Raw genomic sequence first — 20682 nt, 5'->3', positions numbered from 1 at the left:
ATGAATATAGAGAGGCTTTTGTTATAAATCAGATCTTTAGAACTGGTAGTTAAGAGATAAGTTAAACATCGTACCTAACTGGCTAAAGTGATAACCATCATACGTCATCTGAGAATAACGCTGATTGAAAGTTATTAAATTAGATTGGTTTTGCGTTGCTGCTGCATCTGCTAGTATAGCTGACCCTGCTGCATTTTCTGCTTTAAATTCCCATTCTGGTAATACGTTAAGTAAGTTATTTACATTAAGCGCAAGTGTGATTTTTTCAGTTACGTTATAGTTGATACCAAGATCTGTAACAATCTTAGGGATAAACTCTGTGCGTAGGTTGTCATCAAGTCCTTGTTGCTTAAATGTAGTTTTACCAAAATATGTGTTGTTTAAAGAGAAAGCAAACTTCCCGATATCATAATTACCACCTAAAATCCACTTAGTTCTAGGTCTAGAGGTAAAGAATAAAGCTTCTTGTGTAGCATTTACTACAGACTGTCCAGAATCCTCAACAAGTTGCGGGTTTTTTACAGCACCATCACGTTCGTTTGTAATTGTATAATTACCAGATAGATTAAGTCCAAGCTTACCGTTACCTAACTCAATATTTCTTTTGCTAATCACTACGTCAAGTCCAGAGGTTCTTGTATCAATAGCGTTAGAAAAGAAACTTACATCGCTCAAGTTATTGTCTCTTAAAATATCATCTAGTGGAGTAGTACCTATATTATTACCATCATCATCAAAAGCAGTTCCAGTAATTTCAGATCCTAACACGATACGATCTTTTACAGCAATGTTGTAGTAATCTACTGTAAATGTAAGATTGTTTGCTAGTTTACCACCAAAACCGATAGTGAAGTTATTTGATGTTTCTGCATCTAGTTCATCAATTCCTAATAATTGTGCTTGTGTAGAAACGTTATTTACTAAACCTCCTACTTGTATTCCCTGTCCTGGAATAAAGCTATATTGTGCTTTTTGTGTATAAATCTGGTGTAATGTTGGAGCTCTAAATCCAGTAGATAGTGAACCTCTTACTGTAAGATTGTCTGTAAGCTTATAGCGAGAACTAAATTTATAAACAAACGTATTTCCAAAATCAGAGTAATTTTCTGTTCTAACTGTACCACTCAATAAGAAAGCGTCAGATACATCATAATCTAAAGAGAAATATCCTCCAATGTTGTAACGGTTAAACTTTCCAGAGTTTTCAGGGCTGTTACCTGCAAATGAATCTGCTCCACCACCATCATAAGAATCAAGTTTTCCTTCAATTACCTCAAATACTTCGTTTCTAAACTCAGCACCAAAACCAATACTTACTTTGTCTGAAAGTATTCTAGAGATGTCAATGTTACCTACATTATGAGTGAATTTTGTTCCACCTGGATCAAACTGACGTGCGCTGTTTTCTCTGTATAATTGCGATCCTTCTGTAATCTCACCATCATCTACAGTACCGTTTCCATTTGCATCAACAAAAACAGATGGAGAAAACACTACATTTCTGTTATGAGAATCACTTACACGGTAGGTTTGTGTGTTTCCGCCAGTCGTATAACTAGCATCAACATTCCAATCATTTATTGAAGTTCTGATACCAATAGTACCATTATAATCATTAAGAAGCCCTTCAAAAGTAGGCACATAACCATCATATCCACCCGCATTATTCGGGTTGTCACCAGGAAAAAAGTCTGCTAAATAAGGAAAATCTTCTATAGTTCTCCAATATGGAGTTCTGTAGTTTGCAAAACTATTTACCTTCTTATAAACATAAGCGGTATTAAAATACAACTCAGTATTATCACTTAAGTCAAAACCTCCATTTACTAGAAATTTAGAAGATGCAGTTTCTGGTGATCCGTTAATGTTATTTGCATCTGGGTTACGAGATAAAAATTCTTGAACATCTGCAAGGTCTGCTCCAAAATCACCAGCTTCTCCAGCAGCATCAACAGTACCAGGTCTATTTGCAAGATTTACTTTAGAAAAGTCTACTGTATAGTTTATAAAACCTTTATCATCTCCTATAGTAGAACCATTATTTACACTGATTCCTACCATCTCACCATCACCTTCAGAAGTGATTCCTGTTCTTAGCGTCGCCGAGCCTTCATTATCATTATCTTTTAAGATAACGTTCATTACACCCGCAATTGCGTCAGATCCGTATTGTGCAGATGCACCATCACGTAAAATTTCTACACGCTTTATTGCATCTGTAGGGATTGCAGAGATATCTGCACCCGTTTCTCCACGTCCTGGAGAAGTTTGAGTATAAAGAAGTGCACTTAAATTCTTTCTTTTACCATTAATTAAGATTAAGGTTCTAGAAGGCCCCATGTTTCTTATTTCATAAGGATCTAGAAGAGAAGTTGCATCATTTACAGGGGTTTGTACTGTATTAAATGATGGTATCTTGTACTGTAAGGCTTTGTCAAATGTTACTTGTCCTGTAGTTTGTAATTCTTTTGCAGATACGACATCTACTGGTACAGCGGTATCTACCTGACTTCTTGGAGCAGTTCTTGATCCTACAAGTACCACCTCACCAAGGCCTACACCTTCTTCAAGAGTTACATTTATAGATGATTTTCCATTTACTGCTATACGCTTCGTGTCAAAACCTAAGTAGCTTATCTCTAAAGTACCGTCGCTTTGTACCGTGATATTATAATTACCATCAAAATCGGTGATAGCGCCATTGGTAGTTCCTTTTTCAATGACATTTGCGCCAGAGATGGGAACATTGTTTTTATCTGTCACCGTACCTGTTACAGTAACTTGAGCAAATGAGGTCACACCAATTAATAGACCTAAAATAGTTAACGTGAGTTTGTGCATAGTTGATTTGTTAGTTAATGAAATTTTAATAGGTATTGAATACCTGTTAATTTGTGTTAAAACTAAGATAAAAATATAACGAAAACAGATATTTACTATCTATTTTTCAATAAATATTAGATATCCGGTGTTTTTTGTCAGCTAAGAGGATGGGAGCACCCATTATCACTGGCTTTAACCCTTATTCTTAAAAAATTATGCTATTGATTTGATTAGCAGTTCGATATCGTTGTAGATGCGAGTGTAAGTCTCTTTGCGGGTTCTGTAACCTAGGAAAGAGGAACAATATATTGAGGTTTCTAGCTCAGTTATATTATATAAGTCATCAATCTTCTCAAAATGAGATGAGTTTGGCACTCGTTGTTCTAATGTGTAACCAATCCACTCCTTAGAAAAAAATGTCGCTCCTTTTCTATTAAATAGTAAGATGAGCTCTGGTGAAATATGCTCAATAACCTCTTTTGTGATGGCTAATTGGCTTTTTAAGAAATCGCGGCCTTTCTCATCTTTAAGGAAATACTCTATTTGTTTTTGCTCTGTATGACGTTGATAAAACAAATCACAATAGGTAATTCCAAACTGTTCAAAATCTTTAAGTAGCGTGGAGAATTTTTTGAAGTAGCGATCAGAATTTAAGTTGTCATAGTTGTAGCTATATCCATTACTGCTTACAAAGTCATTTCTGAGAGAGGGATTAATCCCCATTACTAGTATGTTGGCTTGAGGATTTACTTCAGAGAATACAAATCCTTCTTCAGCTATAGCTAGTTGCTCTGCCGTTATAGACTGACTTTTAAATTGAGTGAAAACCTGTCCAATTTTCGCTTTAAGCGCACTATTAAAAGAATCGTTATTCATACATAAGGTACTGCTTACGTATGTTTTTAAAGTTGTCTATATCCTTTATCCAGTCACGTTTAATCTCTTTAAAGGTATATCCATCTTGAATTTGCTGCTGTAATTTTTTATTACCTGCATGAAGTGTAAAACTAGCCGTTTTAAAGAATTTATTTTTGTCAGAACTTGCGGTATAAGCTTCTATGAGCCACTCAAGATTTACACGGCTCATGTACTCTTGAGCGCGCAAGTCTACACCATAGCACAGCTGCCCATTATGTTTAGGATCTTTTGAGCCAAAGTTAGGCTCAGGAGTGTAAGAATATGTAAAGTTGCTAGGTGAAAAATCTGGAGCTCCAAAGATTTGAAATTGCATTTCTGTTCCTCTTCCCGCATTAATAGTAGTTCCTTCAAAAAATCCTAGGCTAGGGTATAGGTTAATACTTTTATCATTAGGCAAATTAGGAGAAGGACGCGTTGGTAAGGAATATGGAGTCGTGTAATCCCAATTTTCTAATGGAATCACCGTAAGATTACATTGCATTTTATCTTTAAGCCAGCCCTCACCATTCACCATCATCGCATATTCTCCTATAGTCATACCATACACCAAGGGCACTTCATGCATCCCTAAAAAGCTCGAATGGTCCTTTTCCAGTGTAGGACCGTCTATATAATGAGCATTAGGATTTGGTCTGTCTAGTACAATCACCGGTATACCTTTTTCGGCAGCGGCTTCCATCACATAGGTGAGTGTAGATATATAGGTGTAAAATCGAACACCTACATCTTGTATGTCAAAGAGGATTACATCGAGCCCTTCCAGTTGCTCCTGGCTAGGTTTCTTGTTTTTACCGTAAAGAGAGATAATATTGAGACCAGTTTTTGGATCTTTTCCATCTTTTACTTGCTCTCCAGCGTCTACATCACCGCGAAACCCATGTTCTGGTGAGAAAACACGCGTAACATTAATTCCGCTAGAGATAAGTGAATCAACTAGGTGCGTACTTTCCCTTTCAGTGTGGGGAGTACTTTTGAATATGAGTCCGCTCTTGTTAGTAACCACACCTACTTTTTTATCTTTAAGTAATGGTAAGTAGTGCGCTGTTCTATTGGCAGCGGTAACGATTGGTTCTTGAGAAGGAGATTCTTGTAGTACAGTTTCTTTTTTAAATTCCGCTTTCGCGAAAGCGTTACTATCTCCACCGCTATTTGCACAAGAAATAAGCAGTGTGAGCATTAAAAAAAGGGTATTTTTGAAGAAAATGAGACGCATTTGAATTTAGAGTATTTTATAGCCAAACGCCTAAGTAGCGCGACATCGTATAAAAGTAGTGCTTCCAGTACGATAATTAAAATTGCTATCGTAGCAATTGCGATTGGTATGGTGATGATGCTTATATCTATTGCTACAGGACTAGGACTCCAGAGAGAAATTAGACAAAAAGTGTCTGCTTTTTCTGGAGATATTGTGGTGTCAAATTTTGACGGAAATAACAGTGAAGAGACGACAAATCCAATTTCTATAGATCAAGATTTTTATCCAGATTTTAATGCAGTACCAGAGGTAGCGCATGTACAAGCAATTACTGTAAAAGCTGGCGTTATAAGGACTGCAGAAACCTTTGAAGGAGTAATTTACAAAGGCCTAGGTGATGATTATGACTGGAATCGTATCGAGGAATATATAGTAGAGGGAAGAAAGCCAGCACTTACGGGAGCGCTTAATAATGAGACTATCTTTAGTACCTATCTAGCTAACCGTTTAGGCTTTAAAGTAGGCGATAAGGCAATCATACAATTTGTAAATAAAGATAACACGCGCTTTAGACCGAGGGCACTAGAGATTGTAGGGCTTTATGAAAGTGCCTATCAAGAATTTGATAAAGTGTATATCATGGGTGATCGCCGTCATCTTACTCGTATAAATAACTGGGAAAAAGACGAGGTAGGAGCTTTTGAAGTTTTTGTAGATGATTTTGATAATCTTGAGGCACTGAATAATAAGGTGTATGAAAACTCTGGTTCTACTTTAAGGTCTATCTCTGTAATACAGAGTAATTACAATATTTTTGAGTGGATTAAACTATTTGATTTCAATATCATTTTAATAATTGTTATTATGATATTGATTGCAGGTATTAATATGATTGTGGCTTTGCTTGTACTAGTACTAGAACGTACAAAAATGATAGGCGTACTCAAGGCACTTGGAGCGTCAGACTGGAGTGTGCGTAAGATTTTTATCTATAATGCCATGTACCTAATAGGCCTTGGGCTCTTCTGGGGTAATCTTATAGGTCTAGGGATATTATATGCTCAGAAAATATTTGGTTTTGTGAAGTTAGACCCATCTACCTATTATGTAAGTGAGGCGCCTGTGCTCATAGACTTCTGGCATATTCTCTCTCTTAATGTAGGCGTGTTTGTGGTGTGTGTACTTATACTCCTTATACCATCTTACATCATAACAAAAATAAGTCCAGTAAAGGCAATACGTTTTGAGTAAAGAATAATAGCGATTAGTTAGATTGAAATCCTTTTTCCCATTCGCTATTAATTATAGTTGCTCCATAAACGAGTTTGTGGCCAAAGGTCCAAGCACCCATTGTAAAGTCTTCTTTAATGATGGAAGGTTCCATACGCCATTCCTCGTTGTTATTAGGTTTACCCATTAGCGATTCGGCAAGGGATCGTACGGTGCTCATATCTTTATATGCAATGGTGATAGCATATAATAACGGCTCTTGATCTTTTGTAAATAAATAGCTATACGATGTAATAGAGCTATCACTTACAGCTTCCATATATTCTATTTTAAACTCCGACTCTTTATCTAAGCGTGTCGCTTTTGGAGCCTTTTTTTTAAACTTTTTTAAAGTCATACCTAGATATAACTGCTTCTTTTCAAGTTCTTTTGGGAAGTGCTGTTGCTGTTTTCCTTTTGAAAATTCATCTAATGTCACTGAAGGAGCAGTAATAAACAAACATAAGAAGAGTAAATTCCATTTTAATAGCATATGATAGATGGTTGCTCATTATAAAGCAACAGTGTATTGGTTTGATTAACTACAGTTTCCTTTTTTGTATATAGAAATCCTCAGGTATACTCATATCAATTATTTTCTTAGACATTTTAAGCTCTTGCCACTGATCTGTAGGCTTGAGCCATTGTAATTTACCATTTATCATTATAGAAAGTGGCATAGAGAAATCACTTATCACATTTGTGTAGCGATAATTCAGTTTCTTTTTACTCACTTTATATTCAAAGGTTGGGATTTTTACCGTTCTTAAATATTGGTCAAATATAGGAGCGAGGTTCTGGTTTAATCTTTTAGACATAAAATCTTCTACCATGGCACTTGTAGTGGTTTTATGGTAAAACTCCTTGTTAAGTCCACGTAAAGTCTCTCGCCACAGCTCATCATTATCTACAATGGTGCGTATGGTGTGTAGCATATTTGCACCTTTATAGTACATATCGCCACTTCCAGAACGATTTACATCGTAAGTACCTATGATAGGTCTATCATTTCTAATGTTTTTACGCAGTCCAATTACATATTCACTAGCAGCGTCTTTGCCAAAATGATAATCTAGATAAAGATTTTCTGAGTAGTTAGTAAAGCTCTCATGAATCCACATATCTGCAACATCCTTGTTTGTAATGTTATTTGCAAACCATTCATGACCAGATTCATGTATGATTATAAAGTCAAATTTAAGTCCTTGTCCTGTGCCAGATAGATCGCTTCCTAGGTAGCCATTTTTAAACTTGTTTCCATAAGTTACAGAGCTTTGATGTTCCATGCCTAAGTATGGAGCTTGTACGAGTTTAAAACTATCCTCATAAAATGGATAAGGACCAAACCAATGTTCAAAAGCCTCCATCATCATAGGTGCTTGTGTAAACTGAGCTCTCGCTTTTTTCTCATCTTCACGAAGTACCCAGTAGCTCATATCCAGTGGTCCTTTCTCTCCTTTATATACTTCTGAGAAGTTTACATAATCTCCTATATTAAGGTTAACTCCGTAATTATTTATAGGATTTCTAACTGCCCAGTGATATGTTTTTGAAGATGCTGTACTATCTATGCCCACTAGTCTTCCATTAGATACATCTACTAGATCTTTGGGAACGGTAACATGCATGTCCAGGCTGTCTACTTCATCAGCTGGGTGATCACGATTAGGCCACCACACGCTGGAACCTATGCTTTGATTTGAAGAAGCGATAAAGTGTTTACCATTGCTATCTTGTTGCCAAGTGATTCCGCCATCCCATGGTGGGTTTACGGCTATTTGCGGCTTTCCTTCAAAACTTAAACTTATACTTTTTATAGTTCCTTCTGGTTGAGGGTCTTCTAGTTGTATAAAATGAGCAGCACCTTCAGAACGTACGTCAAGAGAGTGTCCATCTTGCATTACTGCAGTGAGTTCCATAGGGGCTTGAAGATCTATTTGTAACTCGGTTACGCCTTCTTCTAGCACTCGATAGGTCATTATATTAGTACCTATTAAAGATTTTGATTCTGGCATCACCGTAACCGATAGGTCATAATGAACGAGGTCCCACCAGGCTCTTTGTGGAGTGATTGATCCTCTAAGGCTGTCTTGACGGGTAACTTCTTGGGAAAATACAGATAGTGTGATAAAAGAGAAAACTAGGGTAAATAGTAAGCGCATGTGGGTGTAATTATCTAATGGTGCAGATTTATGAAGGTAGGGCAATCTTTAAAAAGCGATGAGCGTATAACCCTCCATTTGTGATTGACTTAATACCGTCATTGCCGAAAGTCCTACGTCAATCATTTTTAGTCTTCGTTCTTTTGTAATATTACGCGCTCCGGCAGTTTGACCACAAAGTATGAGCGACACGTTTGCTTCTTTTAATGCTTCTAGTAATTCAATGTTCGGATTATCTACGCCAAATTTTTCTTTATATAATTCATTGGTAAGCATTCCATAGGCTGCTTGTCCATGTATAGCAGCGCGTATATTCATATTTGTAACAGGAACTCCCGCTTTTTCCTGCATATTAAGAAATCGCGCCATCGTCTCGATGTATGGATTGCGCTGACTTGGATTTTCAGGTGCTTTTGCCACATCAAAAATCACTTTAAATACTGCTGTCGTATCTGTTTTGAAATCAGGATTGTCAACCTCATAAGTTTTTCCAAAATCACTTATGACATTCCCAGGAGTAGATACGGGTTGTTGTGCATACGCTTTCGCGAAAGCGAGACTTAAAAAAAGTAAAAAAGTATATTTCATGTTAGTGAGTTTTTGTGTTATTATTTTTCTTTTTAAACATCAACGATATAATCAGCGAGTGTGGAAATGTCACTGCGGCGATAAAGGAAAAGAAAATTGCAAAGAAAAGCACACTTTCCTTAAGCCAAAAGTAGCTTAAACCAATCCCGATGATTGAAATAATCCAATAAGGCAACGCATTTTTTATATAGAGCCAGATAGTTTGATTAGTAAATCTACCATATATAAAGTGTATTTGTTCAAAAAGTGATGGAAGACTATGCCATAGCACAAAGTATATAGTGAATCCCCAGATGAGGGATGACATTTTAAATATGACCACCAGTAAGCCTAGAAAGAAGAGCTCTTTTAATAATACCTTTCTAAAACTATCACTGTTAAAAGCTAAAATGGCTACTGTAACTACTAATAAAGTAAGAATACTGTATAAAGAGTACAATAGAAAAGCGGGTGGAAAAGGTGCTCCTGTGATTGCCATTACAATCTCATCTACTTGGTCTGCATTAAAAAGGAATAGTATTACTAGAATAAGCGCCCCATAACTCCCTTGTAATATAAGTGATAACCACTTGTACTTGGTGTCCACCTTTGACTCCCAGTGCTGTTCACCAAAATGATATGCGCTAAAAATGATAAATAGAATTACTGTGATAGAAGGGATGGTGTAAAATGCTAGAAAAGTAAGCAACACTGTAAGCACATAAAAGAAGAGCGATTTAAGGAAGCTCCTTTTTTTCTCCTTAGTAAATAACTTCACTATTAATAATAAATCATTTGATCCGTGTATGATACCAAAGGTGAGAATAAGTAAAAAACCCAAAATCAGCTCAGCCTTACTAGAAAATAATGTGGCGACCCATAAGCCTGCAAAACTACCTATGATTGTGATATTGAGAATTTTTGTCATGAATAATTTATGTATTGATAATTTTAATGAAAAAATTATGAGAAAATAATTATTTATTTAACATTATCTAAATTTACTTAAACAAATGTTTAATTAAAAATATCAATGCTATGAAATTTTTATTACTATTACTGGCCGACCCTACAAGATTAGATCCAAGTGATTATGTAGGATTTACATTCTTTGTAGGTGCGATGGCGATGATGGCAGCTTCTGCTTTCTTTTTTCTATCGCTTAACCAATTTAACAAGAAGTGGCGAACCTCAGTCCTTGTATCGGGGTTAATTACGTTTATTGCCGCAGTACACTACTGGTACATGAGAGATTACTGGTTTGCTATTCAAGAGTCTCCTACATTCTTCAGATATGTAGATTGGGTACTTACAGTTCCATTAATGTGTGTTGAATTCTACTTAATATTAAAAGTAGCTGGCGCAAAACCTGCACTTATGTGGAAGCTTATTGCATTTTCTGTAATCATGTTAGTAACAGGATACTTTGGAGAAGCGGTATTCCAAGATCAGGCAGCCTTGTGGGGTGCTATATCTGGAGCAGCATACTTCTATATCGTGTATGAAATCTGGTTAGGAAGCGCAAAGAAAATAGCTGTAGCCGCAGGTGGAGATATCCTCAAAGCACATAAAATACTATGCTGGTTTGTACTCGTAGGTTGGGCTATTTATCCATTAGGATACATGCTAGGTACAGATGGATGGTACACAAGCATCCTAGGAAAAGGAAGCGTAGATATCGCTTACAACATTGCAGATGCTATTAATAAAATAGGATTTGGACTAGTGATTTATGCACTAGCTGTAAAGAAGAATGAAGTTGAGGTTGTTTAAGTTTGATTAGTAAAAGGTGAGAACACTCAATTGAAAAACGCAACCAGAAATGGTTGCGTTTTTTTATGTGTCGGTTTTAGTAATTATTATGCTGTAAAATAGATGTATTACGCTTTCGCGAAAAATTTCTAAGTCATTTAATAATTGCCAACCTTTGTGAGTCGTTACTTTTACGAGCCTCCAAACGTTGAAATGATTACAAGTAAATCTTACTCTTCCTCTTCTTGAAAAGTCTCTCTTGATAATAATTTACTAGAAATCTTATAAGTTCCAGCATAGGTAAGTCCTGCTTGACCTTTTCTAGAAGTCAAAAAAGCTTTTTTATACCACTTGGCATCTGTTGCCTTTTTTCTGAAATCTTCATGCTTTGATACACCAGTAGATACACCGTTGTGCCATGATTCGATGGTAAAGACACCTAAGCCAAAATGCTCTGCACGCTGAAGTACAATCTCAAAATCTGCCTCAGAGAACTGATACGAGTCATCTGCCTCCGACTCTTTATTAAGATTAGTCAAATCATTAAATAAGTGCTGTTCTAAAAATTCTGTTTTTTCCATAGTGGCGGTGAAGGTAGTGTTTAAAAGGGAAAAGTATAACTATTTTGTAAGTGCGAACTTATTTTTTTAATCCTTGCAACGTTTTCCTGGTGGGCAAACGTAGATGTATCTTAGGCTTTGTTTTATTGCTTGTTTGGTATTTGATCCATCGCTCTTTCTGCAATGGCAGTAATGGTAAGTGAAGGATTCACACCAGGATTTGCCGAAATCATAGCTCCATCAATAACGAGCATATTTTTATAACCAAAGACATTGTTGTCCTTATCTATAACTCCACTTTCTGTGTTTTCTCCCATAACTGCACCGCCTAGTATGTGTGCTGTAGATGGTATTCCTGCTAGCGTTTCTAAAGCAAAGGAGGTGCTCACACCCTTTATAGCCTTACTATAAGACTTTACAAGCGCTATAGATTCTGGAATAAATGGGGTAGGAGCCTTTCCAGAGCTTACTGTGGATGTCATCTTCCCAAAAGCATTTCTTTTAAAACGTAATGTGCTATCTAGCGTTTGCATAAATAATAAGACAACGGTATTCTTTGCCCAGCCATTACTAATGTAGATTTTAAAATAATCTACAGGATTTTTGATAAGCTTGATTGCCGTCTTAAAAAGTCGTGAGAACACGTTTGATCCCGTTACATAAGGTAAGTGTGCAAGTTTCCATGCATTAGAGCCTTCTCCATATCTACATATTTCTAGATGACTATTTTCATCTGTATCAAGTATGCTTCCTATAGCGATACCCTTTGAGAGGTTTTTATCTTTTTCTAGTGTGGAGACACTTATAAGCGTTTCATTATTACTTCGTATATCTTCACCTAGATGGTCTGATAGAAGTGGTAACGATTTAGTTTTCAGAGCTAGCAAAAGCTTTATTGTACCTAGTACACCGCCAGAAAAGATAACGCCTTTGGTAGTGATTTTTTGATGTTTACCAAAGATGCGCGTGCTTCTCTTCATTGAGACTTCATATCCTAGAGCGCTGTCATTTTTATCTAATGGCTGTACATCATATACTTCATTTTCGGCAAGTATGGTGGCTCCTTGTTTTTGAGCGAGGTATAGGTAGTTCTTGTCAAGCGTGTTTTTTGCATTGTGGCGACAGCCAGTCATACACGCACCACAAAAATTACATCCAGCGCGATCTGGCCCTTCTCCATTAAAATAAGGGTCTTTTACTGTTTTATTAGGAGTTCCAAAGAAAACTGCAACCCGCGTAGGATTAAACCTTTGTGCGATATTTAAATCGTCTGCTACGACTTTGAGAGCTTTATCTCCATCATATAAGGACGGATTTTGCGCTGCGCCTAGCATTCTTAGTGCTTCCTTATAGTAAGGTTTTAAGTCGTTTTCCCAATCATTGAGCAACTTCCAGCTCCCAGAGTTAAAGAAAGCACTTTTAGGTGTGGGTAATGTATTTGCATATACAAGCGAGCCGCCACCTACACCAGTTCCAGAAATAATGGCAATGTGTTTAAATATCGATAGTTTCATAATCCCAAAAAAGCGCAGGTACGGCATCCAGAGCCATTTCCTGAGATTCCAGTTGGTTTTAGGGAAGTCGGTTTCTTTGTACCATTTTCCTTTTTCAACAACGAGTACTTTATATCCCTTTTGAGAAAGGCGAAGAGCGCTCACAGAACCTCCAAAACCACTTCCTACAATAATATAGTCGTATGCTAAGTCTTTTTGGTTCATATTGATTTTGTGCGTGTGAGGTTATTGAGCTCGTAATTTACTAAACTTCTTTCTTCTGCTCGTTTATCACTGGTTTAAATAGCATAAAAGTGAATCTTAAATTTTACTGTTCATAAACGAGGAGTATATAAGAGGGTAGTGGTGTTGTTTGATAATGAGTGGTTTTGATATCACATTTTCGCGTAAGCATAAAAAAAAAGCCTCACAAATAAATGAGAGGCTTTACGCACTAATAAAACTAAGATTATAGGCTTATCGTAATCTATCTACAGATTTTACAAGATCTTCATCGCGCTTGATTGCCTTGTTTGCCAAGACTAGTAAAACGATAGAAACAAGCGGAATGATCATCCCAATACCCTTCTCAAGAACCGCCGTTCCTCCAGATAACATTTGTGATCGATATACCAAAATACCTAATAATGCAAAGTTTAATAAGATATTGAGACGTCCTAAGACGAATTGGTTCTTTCTATTATTCCATAAAAATATGGAAATAAATGAGAATACAGCACTAAGACTAAAAAGTGTTATGTAAGAAATATCATCTACTGCCCACACGGCCTCACCATTCATATCTGAATAAAGGCTAAAGGCATAAGGCAATCCTAGTGAAACTAAGGCTGCTAGTAAAAGATATATAGTTTGTATACGTTGTATCACGTGATTCTCATTTTAAACTGTGGTAAAAATAAGTCTCATTTTGTGATATTGCTAAGAAAACTTTGAAAATAAAATTGTATCATTGTCTTGTAATTATGTAAAAGGCTCTCCGCTTGTTACTTAATTGCTTAATATTTTTAGTATCAAATTCTTCTTTTGGTACGCTCTAATCACCCGATTAATAATTTACCCACATTACTAGATGTTTGATATTTCAGAATTAAAAGCAAAGAAGCTTCCCGAGCTTCAAGAGATTGCAAAAGGGATTAATGTTCCTAAATACAGAACATTAAAAAAGCTAGACCTTGTTTATAGAATACTTGATTTACAAGCAGCAGACCCAAAAAAAATAGAGGCAGTAGTGCCTAAAGTAAAAGAAGCAGCTGCACAAGCTCCTGCTCCTAAGACAGAACGTAAGCCTAGAGAAGAGCGTAAACCTCGTGCTCCACGTCCAGCAAAAACTGCAAAAGATACTAAGGATGCTCCCGCAGCAAACACTGAGGAAGCTAAAGATGCTCCGGCAAAAGGAAAGCCTCCTGTAAAAAAAGAAGCTCCTGCAAAAAGAGAACCGCAGGCAAAGAGAGAAGCGGTAAAACGTGAACCTGCTAAAGGAAAAGGTGGAGACGATACAAAGACACCACAAAAACGAGATAATCAAAAAGATACTCGTAATAACGATAAGCGCAACAGCAATGACAACCGTCAAAGCAATGATAAGCGTGCACCTCGCGATAATAATCGCAACACAAATACGCGTACTAATACGCCACGTAATAACCGTAATCAAAAAGACGGTAATACGCATGGTAACAATGGTAACAAGGATAGCCGTAACCGTTACCGCGAACCAGATTTTGAATTTGAAGGAATTATAGAGAGTGAAGGAGTGTTGGATATTATGCAAGATGGCTATGGCTTCTTACGTAGCTCTGACTACAATTACCTCGCATCTCCAGATGATATTTATGTATCACAATCACAGATAAGACTTTTTGGTCTCAAAACTGGTGATACTGTATTAGGGGTAATACGCCCTCCAAAAGAAGGGGAGAAGTATTTCCCACTTATTAAAGTAAGTAAGATTAATGGTTTGAACCCTAACATAGTTAGAGATCGTGTTTCTTTTGAGCACTTAACACCATTATTTCCTACAGAAAAATTTAACCTAGCAGATCGTCAAGCGAGTATATCTACTCGTGTGATGGATATGTTTGCTCCTATAGGTAAAGGACAGCGTGGTATGATTGTATCACAGCCTAAAACGGGTAAAACAATGCTACTTAAGGATGTGGCAAATGCTATTGCAGCAAACCACCCAGAAGTATATCAAATTGTACTTCTTATAGATGAACGTCCAGAGGAAGTTACAGATATGCAACGTAACGTAAATGGAGAGGTAGTAGCCTCTACATTTGATAAAGAAGCACATGAGCACGTAAAAGTGGCAAATATTGTACTTGAGAAAGCAAAGCGTCTTGTAGAGTGTGGTCACGATGTCGTAATACTTCTTGACTCAATCACTCGTCTTGCACGTGCTTATAACACCGTACAGCCGGCATCTGGAAAGATTCTTTCTGGAGGTGTAGATGCAAATGCATTACACAAGCCTAAGCGTTTCTTTGGAGCAGCACGTAACATAGAAGGAGGTGGATCACTTACCATTCTTGCTACTGCACTTACAGACACAGGTTCAAAAATGGACGAAGTTATCTTTGAAGAATTTAAAGGTACTGGTAACATGGAGCTACAACTGGATCGTAATATTGCAAACCGCCGTATTTTCCCAGCTATCGATCTTACCTCGTCATCTACACGTCGTGATGACTTACTACACAGTAAAGACACCACGCAACGTTTATGGGTATTACGTAAATACCTTGCAGATATGAACCCAGTAGAGGCAATGGAGTTCATGAGTGACCGTATTAAGAGCACAAAAAACAATGAGGAATTCTTGATCTCAATGAATCAATAAGCATCCTCTTTTTAGTATAAAAAAAAACCTCTCAATAGCATTGAGAGGTTTTTTTATGATTTTTAGTAAGGTTTTGGAGCGCATAAGTAGCGCTACTTTGCGAGCGTAGTTTCCCGCTTTCATTACAATTCCTTGTTTCGCTATCGCTGCACTGCGGGATTTTAATTTGAGTTTTTTGAGTGTAGTAGGAGCGCTCACGTTTTGTTTTCTTACAAGAGCAGTTTCCCGCTTTCATTACAATTCCTCGCTTCGCTATCGCTTCACTATCGCTGCACTGCGGGATTTTCATTACAATCGGGGCTAGCAGCTAATGTAAGTGTCAATCTGCAAAAGCTGAATTTTCTGCGTGCGTAAAAATCTTTACGTATAGAAAAGCTCACCCTTTAGGGGCGGGGAAAAGTTTTTCAAACTAATCTCACCCTTCAAACCCTAGAAAAACATTCAAACGAAGCTCACCTTCAAACCCAAGAAAAATCTTTACGTATAAAAAAAGCTCACCCTTTAGGGACGGGGAAAAGCTTTTTAAAATCAAGCTCACCCTTCAGGGCTCGGGAAAAGTTTTTCAAACTAATCTCACCCTCTAGGGCCGGCAAAAAGCTTTTTTCAGCAAAAGCCTTCCTCAAACTAATCTATCTAAGCTTCTGTATCTAAAATACCAGAAAGCACATGATATCGAGGATCGTCTACGCTTTCTTCAATCACTTTATCAAACTTAGGTGATGCTTTGCGCATTAGATCTTTACACTCAGTACTTAGGTGCTTTAACGTAATTGTTTTTCCTGCGGCCTCATACTTCTCTAGTAAAATATAAATCGCCTCTAGCGCAGAGTGGTCTGCTACTTTTGCTTCTATAAAGTCAATTTCGATATGCTCTGGATCACCATTGATATCAAACTTAGAATTAAAACTCTGGATACTCCCAAAGAATAATGGGCCCCAGATTTCGTACACCTTTGTACCGTCTGCCTTAAATCTCTTTCTAGCTCTAATTTTCTTAGCGCTGCTCCAAGCAAATGATAAGGCAGCAATAATAACACCTACAAATACTGCAATGGCAAGATCAAAGAATACAGTTACAGCAGATACTATAATAAGAACAAAAGCATCTGAAACTGGTATTTTCTTTAAAATTCTAAAACTAGACCAAGCAAATGTCTCAATAACCATCATAAACATTACACCTACTAATGCAGCGATAGGAACTTGCTCAATAAACTTATCTGCAAATAATATAAAGGTCAATAGTGTAATTGCCATCATCACTCCAGATAGTCGTCCTCGTCCTCCAGCGTTAATATTTATTACTGTTTGCCCTATCATACCACAACCACCGGTTCCTCCAAAAACACCACTCACGATATTTCCAGCTCCTTGTGCTACACATTCTCTGTTTCCATCACCCCTAGAGTCTGTCATCTCATCTACTAGGTTCATAGTCATAAGCGTTTCAATTAAACCTACTGAGGCTGCAAGAAATGCATAAGGCGCTATAAACTTAAGAGTGTCTAGGTTAAATGGCAGGCTACTCCATAATTCAAATACATTGAGCTTACTTGAGATTTCTGCCATACCATTGAGACCTGCACCACCACCATCTCTAATGAATTCGCCAACGTTTACAGAGTCTAATCCGCCAAAAATTGATATGAGCGATACAATAAGGATAGCCGTTAATGCAGCTGGAATCTTTGGGGTGATTTTAGGTAGTCCCCATACGATGAGCATGGTGAGTAACACAAGCCCTATCATTGTATATAATGACTTTCCTTGCATCCAGGTCTTAACGACTCCTTTGTCTTTTACAGAGTAAAATCCATCTTGAGAAGCATTAAAAACAACCTTTTGTGTATTTGTATCATATACTTGTCCGTCAGATAGTACAAACACCTCCTTGTTCGTTGCCTTGTTTATTACAGAGTTTCCTTCTATTGTAAATAGTACGGTATTAGAAACCTTATCCTTTACTTCATTGTCAGATACGGTGTAAACGAGCTCCTTTGAAGCTGTTTTACGCATATTATCTCCAGCGTAGTCTTTTTTGTTTTCTTTAAACATTCCTAGTTGTGCAAGGAATATCACGATAGCGAGTCCGTTTACAAACCCCATCATCACAGGATGCGGAATCAAGCGCACGAATTTCCCCAACCTAAACAAACCAGCAAAAACCTGAATAACTCCCATTAACACCACCGCGGCGAGTAAATAGAAGTATCCCATATTTTCAACTGGCTGGTCAAAGAGTAATCCCTTTGCATGACCTTCTTGAATCATCTGTACAAAAATCACGGCAACTGCTCCTGCTGCTCCCGAGATTAATCCTGGTCTACCGCCAAAAAGTGCTGAGATAATCCCAATAACAAATGCTCCAAATAACGCCACAATTGGACTTATTTGAGCCACAAATGCAAATGCAACTACTTCAGGTATCATTGCTAAAGAAACCGTAATACCAGAAACGATATCATTCTTAGGATTAGAGGTGAAATTGTTGAAAAGACGCTTCATAAGGCTGTTTTTAAGAAGCCGCAAAGATAGTGTATTCTTAAGGGATAGCTATAGCGCATTTATAGGAGTTACGGTAACGTTTTCGCGCAAGCGTAAAAAAAGAAACCCTCACAAGATAACTTGTAAGGGCTAAAGATGTAAGGGTATGTTATTTTTTTACTTTGTATGTGCTTAGTCTAAAGGGAGCATAAAGCGGGCAAAATGAAACAAAGCTTGTTGCGATAAAAATAAGTGCTACGACGCCCAGTATAATTGCCACCGTGCCGTTTATAACGTTAGCTGCATATAATATACCAATAATCACTGCAGCCGCTATGCGTATACCGCGATCTAAATTTCCCATATTCTTTTTCATAGTGTGTTTTTTTTTTAGAAGTAATACTATACAAATGTAATGGGAGGATTTCTTGTAAACGGTGACTGTAGTCACACTTACATGATTTTTATGGTGCGTCCTTCTTGGGTTATGTGATTTTCAATCTCCAGTTTTTTTAAGATCCTGCTTACGACTTCTCTTGCGGTGCCTAGATCTGTTGCTATTTCCTTATGAGTGATATGAAGTGTTTGAGTTGCTGTAACACGCGATTTTTCTTTTAAATAATCGAGTATGCGTGCATCCATTTTATCAAAGAGGAGATGATTTACAGCGTTCATCATGTCAAGATAACGCGCATCATAGTTTTTAAAGAATAAGGTATTGAGCGCAGGGTAGGTCTTAAGCCATTGCTGTACTTTGTCTACAGGTAAAAGAAGAAGTTTTGCATCTGTTTCTGTAATTGCATATCCGCGACTAGGTAATTGTGAGATTCCAGAAGAAAAAGAGATGATGCAACTCTCTGCCGGTTCTATGTAATAAAGCAGAAGTTCTCTATCTTCATAGCGAGAATATACCTTTACGAGTCCGTGTATTACGATGGGAATAACCTTTGCATACTGTCCTTCTCGCAGTAATTCTGTTTGCGCAGGGAGTTCCTTTATGATGCCGTGTGTGGTTATTTCCTTAATGAGGTCTGGATGAAATCTTGGAAAAAGCTCTTTAATTATCATAGGTATCTATACTAGGTGCTGTAAAACTACAATTCGGTAGGCTGTTATAGCAATTGAGTAGCAACCTTTTTACGATTACTGAATTCTGGCTCATATTTGTATTGTCAATCATGAGCAATACTGTCTCAATATTTAAAAATCTAACCTATGAACTACGATACTTTCTTCGAGATATTTATAACACTACACGCCATAGGTGGTTTTATCTCCCTCATAGCGGGAACTATCTCTGTAATTGCTCGTAAAGGAAATGCTTGGCATAAAAAGTCAGGAATGGTTTTTTATTACGGGATGCTTACAGCTGGTATTTCAGGTATTGTGGCATCGTTACTTCCAGATCATAACAACCCATTTTTATTTGTTGTAGGACTTTTTAGTGTGTATCTGGTTCTTTCTGGGTATAGAGCACTCCGTTTTAAAAAGATAATGGAAGCGAGAGAATTACGCTATGATAAAATCATTTCTTATTCTATGCTCATCATAGGTCTGGCAATGATAGTTTATGGTGCGTTATCATTGCTTTCGGGTTCTTCTATGGGGTGGATTCTTATAATCTTTGGAGGAATTGGTGTTCTTAATGCTGTAGGAGATATACGTGCAATGCGAAATATAGCATCATTGCGTAAAAAATATCTTAGACTTCATATAGGTAAAATAACAGGTGGATATATCGCAGCTTTTACCGCTTTCTTTGTCACAAATCAAGTACTTCCGGCGCTATTAAGCTGGTTATTGCCTACCATATTTGGTGTTTTATTCATTGGTTATTGGTTGCGTAAAACAAAACCTCGCAAGAAAACTACAACTGAGACTTTATAAACGACGGTTGGGTAGGTTACGCTTTCGCGAAAGCGTACTTAAAACCATCTTTACATCATCAATCACAAACCAATATATTATGAAACATTTACTTCTTATTATCGCATTATGCAGCAGTACATTTCTTATGGCTCAAACTAAGTACGAGCAAGGAATGACAAAAGCGATGGAGCTTTGGGAAGAAAGCAAGCTTGATGAGGCTTCAAACCTCTTTGAGCGCATTGCTACTGTCGAAAAAGACAACTGGCTCCCTACGTATTATGTTGCTCAAATTGCTATAATACGTAACTGGAGAGACTTTGAAAACAGAGAGGAAGCCACTATGAAGGCGACGCTAGATAAGGCGCAAGAGTTTATAAATACGATGCGTACGATAGCTCCAGATAATCCATATGCAGACCACTTGCAAGCGCAGCTTTATACAGTTTGGGTCGCTCACGATGGTATGAAATACGGGATGAAATATGCAGGTACTATAGGAGAGCTCAATCAAAAAATAGTAAATAAGGAGCCAGATAACCCTATTTTTATAGCAGAAAAGGCACAGTGGGATATGGGAAGCGCAAGATATTTTGGGAGCTCAATAGCGCCATATTGCGCAGAGTTGCAGCGTGCCATCACGCTTTTTGCTACCTTTAAACCTGAGACTAAATTCCATCCTCAAGGAAATGTAAAAAGAGCTTTAGAAAGTGCCGAGGCTTGTAATTAA

At 37.3% G+C, this 20682-nt stretch carries 18 protein-coding genes; 5 read left to right on the top strand and 13 right to left on the bottom strand.

Annotated elements, in window-relative coordinates; genetic code table 11:
* Positions 1–36 precede the first annotated feature (36 nt).
* The 3 genes from ACJJVW_RS01700 to ACJJVW_RS01690 form a co-directional block, all read right to left on the bottom strand.
* Positions 37–2841, bottom strand: coding sequence for a TonB-dependent receptor (locus ACJJVW_RS01700; protein ID WP_298327134.1), 2805 nt, complete (start codon positions 2839–2841; stop codon positions 37–39).
* Positions 2842–3036: 195 nt separating this feature from the next.
* On the bottom strand, positions 3037–3699 hold the full coding sequence (locus ACJJVW_RS01695) for a hypothetical protein (RefSeq protein WP_405250545.1): 663 nt from the start codon (positions 3697–3699) through the stop codon (positions 3037–3039).
* Entirely contained in the window at positions 3692–4918 is a 1227-nt protein-coding gene (locus ACJJVW_RS01690) for an exo-beta-N-acetylmuramidase NamZ domain-containing protein (protein ID WP_405250544.1), read from the bottom strand. The genes ACJJVW_RS01695 and ACJJVW_RS01690 overlap by 8 nt, the downstream gene beginning before the upstream one ends.
* 36 nt (positions 4919–4954) lie before the next feature.
* On the opposite strand from ACJJVW_RS01690, the gene ACJJVW_RS01685 reads away from it, so the two are divergent.
* Positions 4955–6187, top strand: coding sequence for an ABC transporter permease (locus tag ACJJVW_RS01685; protein ID WP_405250543.1), 1233 nt, complete (start codon positions 4955–4957; stop codon positions 6185–6187).
* Positions 6188–6200: 13 nt separating this feature from the next.
* Here the strand turns inward: ACJJVW_RS01685 and ACJJVW_RS01680 are convergent, their stop codons facing one another.
* Genes ACJJVW_RS01680 through ACJJVW_RS01665 form a run of 4 tightly spaced genes read right to left on the bottom strand, consistent with a single transcriptional unit; the run spans position 6201 to position 9862 of the window.
* On the bottom strand, positions 6201–6698 hold the full coding sequence (locus tag ACJJVW_RS01680; RefSeq protein WP_405250542.1) for a hypothetical protein: 498 nt from the start codon (positions 6696–6698) through the stop codon (positions 6201–6203).
* A 49-nt stretch (positions 6699–6747) separates the two neighbouring features.
* On the bottom strand, positions 6748–8367 hold the full coding sequence (locus ACJJVW_RS01675) for a M1 family metallopeptidase (RefSeq protein ID WP_405250541.1): 1620 nt from the start codon (positions 8365–8367) through the stop codon (positions 6748–6750).
* A 48-nt stretch (positions 8368–8415) separates the two neighbouring features.
* Positions 8416–8955: a DsrE family protein gene (locus tag ACJJVW_RS01670; protein ID WP_405250540.1), complete on the bottom strand. Its 540-nt coding sequence runs from the start codon at positions 8953–8955 to the stop codon at positions 8416–8418.
* Between the two features lies 1 nt (position 8956).
* Complete coding sequence (locus tag ACJJVW_RS01665) at positions 8957–9862, bottom strand: Brp/Blh family beta-carotene 15,15'-dioxygenase (protein ID WP_405250538.1); 906 nt, start codon at positions 9860–9862, stop codon at positions 8957–8959.
* A gap of 110 nt (positions 9863–9972) precedes the next feature.
* On the opposite strand from ACJJVW_RS01665, the gene ACJJVW_RS01660 reads away from it, so the two are divergent.
* A complete protein-coding gene (locus ACJJVW_RS01660) occupies positions 9973–10707 on the top strand; it encodes a bacteriorhodopsin-like (RefSeq protein WP_298327154.1) in 735 nt (244 codons plus the stop codon).
* Between the two features lie 209 nt (positions 10708–10916).
* On the opposite strand, the gene ACJJVW_RS01655 is transcribed toward ACJJVW_RS01660, so the two are convergent.
* The 3 genes from ACJJVW_RS01655 to ACJJVW_RS01645 form a co-directional block, all read right to left on the bottom strand.
* Positions 10917–11267 (bottom strand): hypothetical protein, encoded by a 351-nt coding sequence (locus tag ACJJVW_RS01655; RefSeq protein ID WP_298327157.1) that lies wholly within the window; start codon positions 11265–11267, stop codon positions 10917–10919.
* Positions 11268–11389: 122 nt separating this feature from the next.
* Positions 11390–12964: a GMC oxidoreductase gene (locus ACJJVW_RS01650; protein ID WP_405250537.1), complete on the bottom strand. Its 1575-nt coding sequence runs from the start codon at positions 12962–12964 to the stop codon at positions 11390–11392.
* Positions 12965–13216: 252 nt separating this feature from the next.
* Positions 13217–13627 (bottom strand): DUF4293 domain-containing protein, encoded by a 411-nt coding sequence (locus ACJJVW_RS01645; RefSeq protein ID WP_339848659.1) that lies wholly within the window; start codon positions 13625–13627, stop codon positions 13217–13219.
* 202 nt (positions 13628–13829) lie between these two features.
* Here ACJJVW_RS01645 and rho point away from each other — a divergent pair, with 202 nt between their 5' ends.
* Positions 13830–15602 (top strand): transcription termination factor Rho, encoded by a 1773-nt coding sequence (gene rho / locus ACJJVW_RS01640; protein WP_298327163.1) that lies wholly within the window; start codon positions 13830–13832, stop codon positions 15600–15602.
* Between the two features lie 633 nt (positions 15603–16235).
* On the opposite strand, the gene ACJJVW_RS01635 is transcribed toward rho, so the two are convergent.
* The 3 genes from ACJJVW_RS01635 to ACJJVW_RS01625 form a co-directional block, all read right to left on the bottom strand.
* Positions 16236–18107, bottom strand: a complete 1872-nt coding sequence (locus ACJJVW_RS01635) for a SulP family inorganic anion transporter (RefSeq protein ID WP_405250536.1) — start codon at positions 18105–18107, stop codon at positions 16236–16238.
* 148 nt (positions 18108–18255) lie between these two features.
* A complete protein-coding gene (locus ACJJVW_RS01630; protein WP_339848664.1) occupies positions 18256–18462 on the bottom strand; it encodes a DUF2892 domain-containing protein in 207 nt (68 codons plus the stop codon).
* A gap of 77 nt (positions 18463–18539) precedes the next feature.
* Positions 18540–19154: a Crp/Fnr family transcriptional regulator gene (locus tag ACJJVW_RS01625; RefSeq protein WP_405223732.1), complete on the bottom strand. Its 615-nt coding sequence runs from the start codon at positions 19152–19154 to the stop codon at positions 18540–18542.
* A gap of 147 nt (positions 19155–19301) precedes the next feature.
* Here ACJJVW_RS01625 and ACJJVW_RS01620 point away from each other — a divergent pair, with 147 nt between their 5' ends.
* Together ACJJVW_RS01620 and ACJJVW_RS01615 are read left to right on the top strand one after the other, a co-directional pair.
* Complete coding sequence (locus ACJJVW_RS01620) at positions 19302–19973, top strand: DUF2306 domain-containing protein (protein WP_405250535.1); 672 nt, start codon at positions 19302–19304, stop codon at positions 19971–19973.
* 79 nt (positions 19974–20052) lie between these two features.
* Entirely contained in the window at positions 20053–20682 is a 630-nt protein-coding gene (locus ACJJVW_RS01615; protein WP_405250534.1) for a hypothetical protein, read from the top strand.

This window comes from Dokdonia sp. Asnod3-C12, from assembly GCF_045063975.1.
Taxonomy (GTDB): Bacteria; Bacteroidota; Bacteroidia; order Flavobacteriales; family Flavobacteriaceae; genus Dokdonia.
This window is presented reverse-complemented; position numbering and strand designations above follow the sequence as displayed.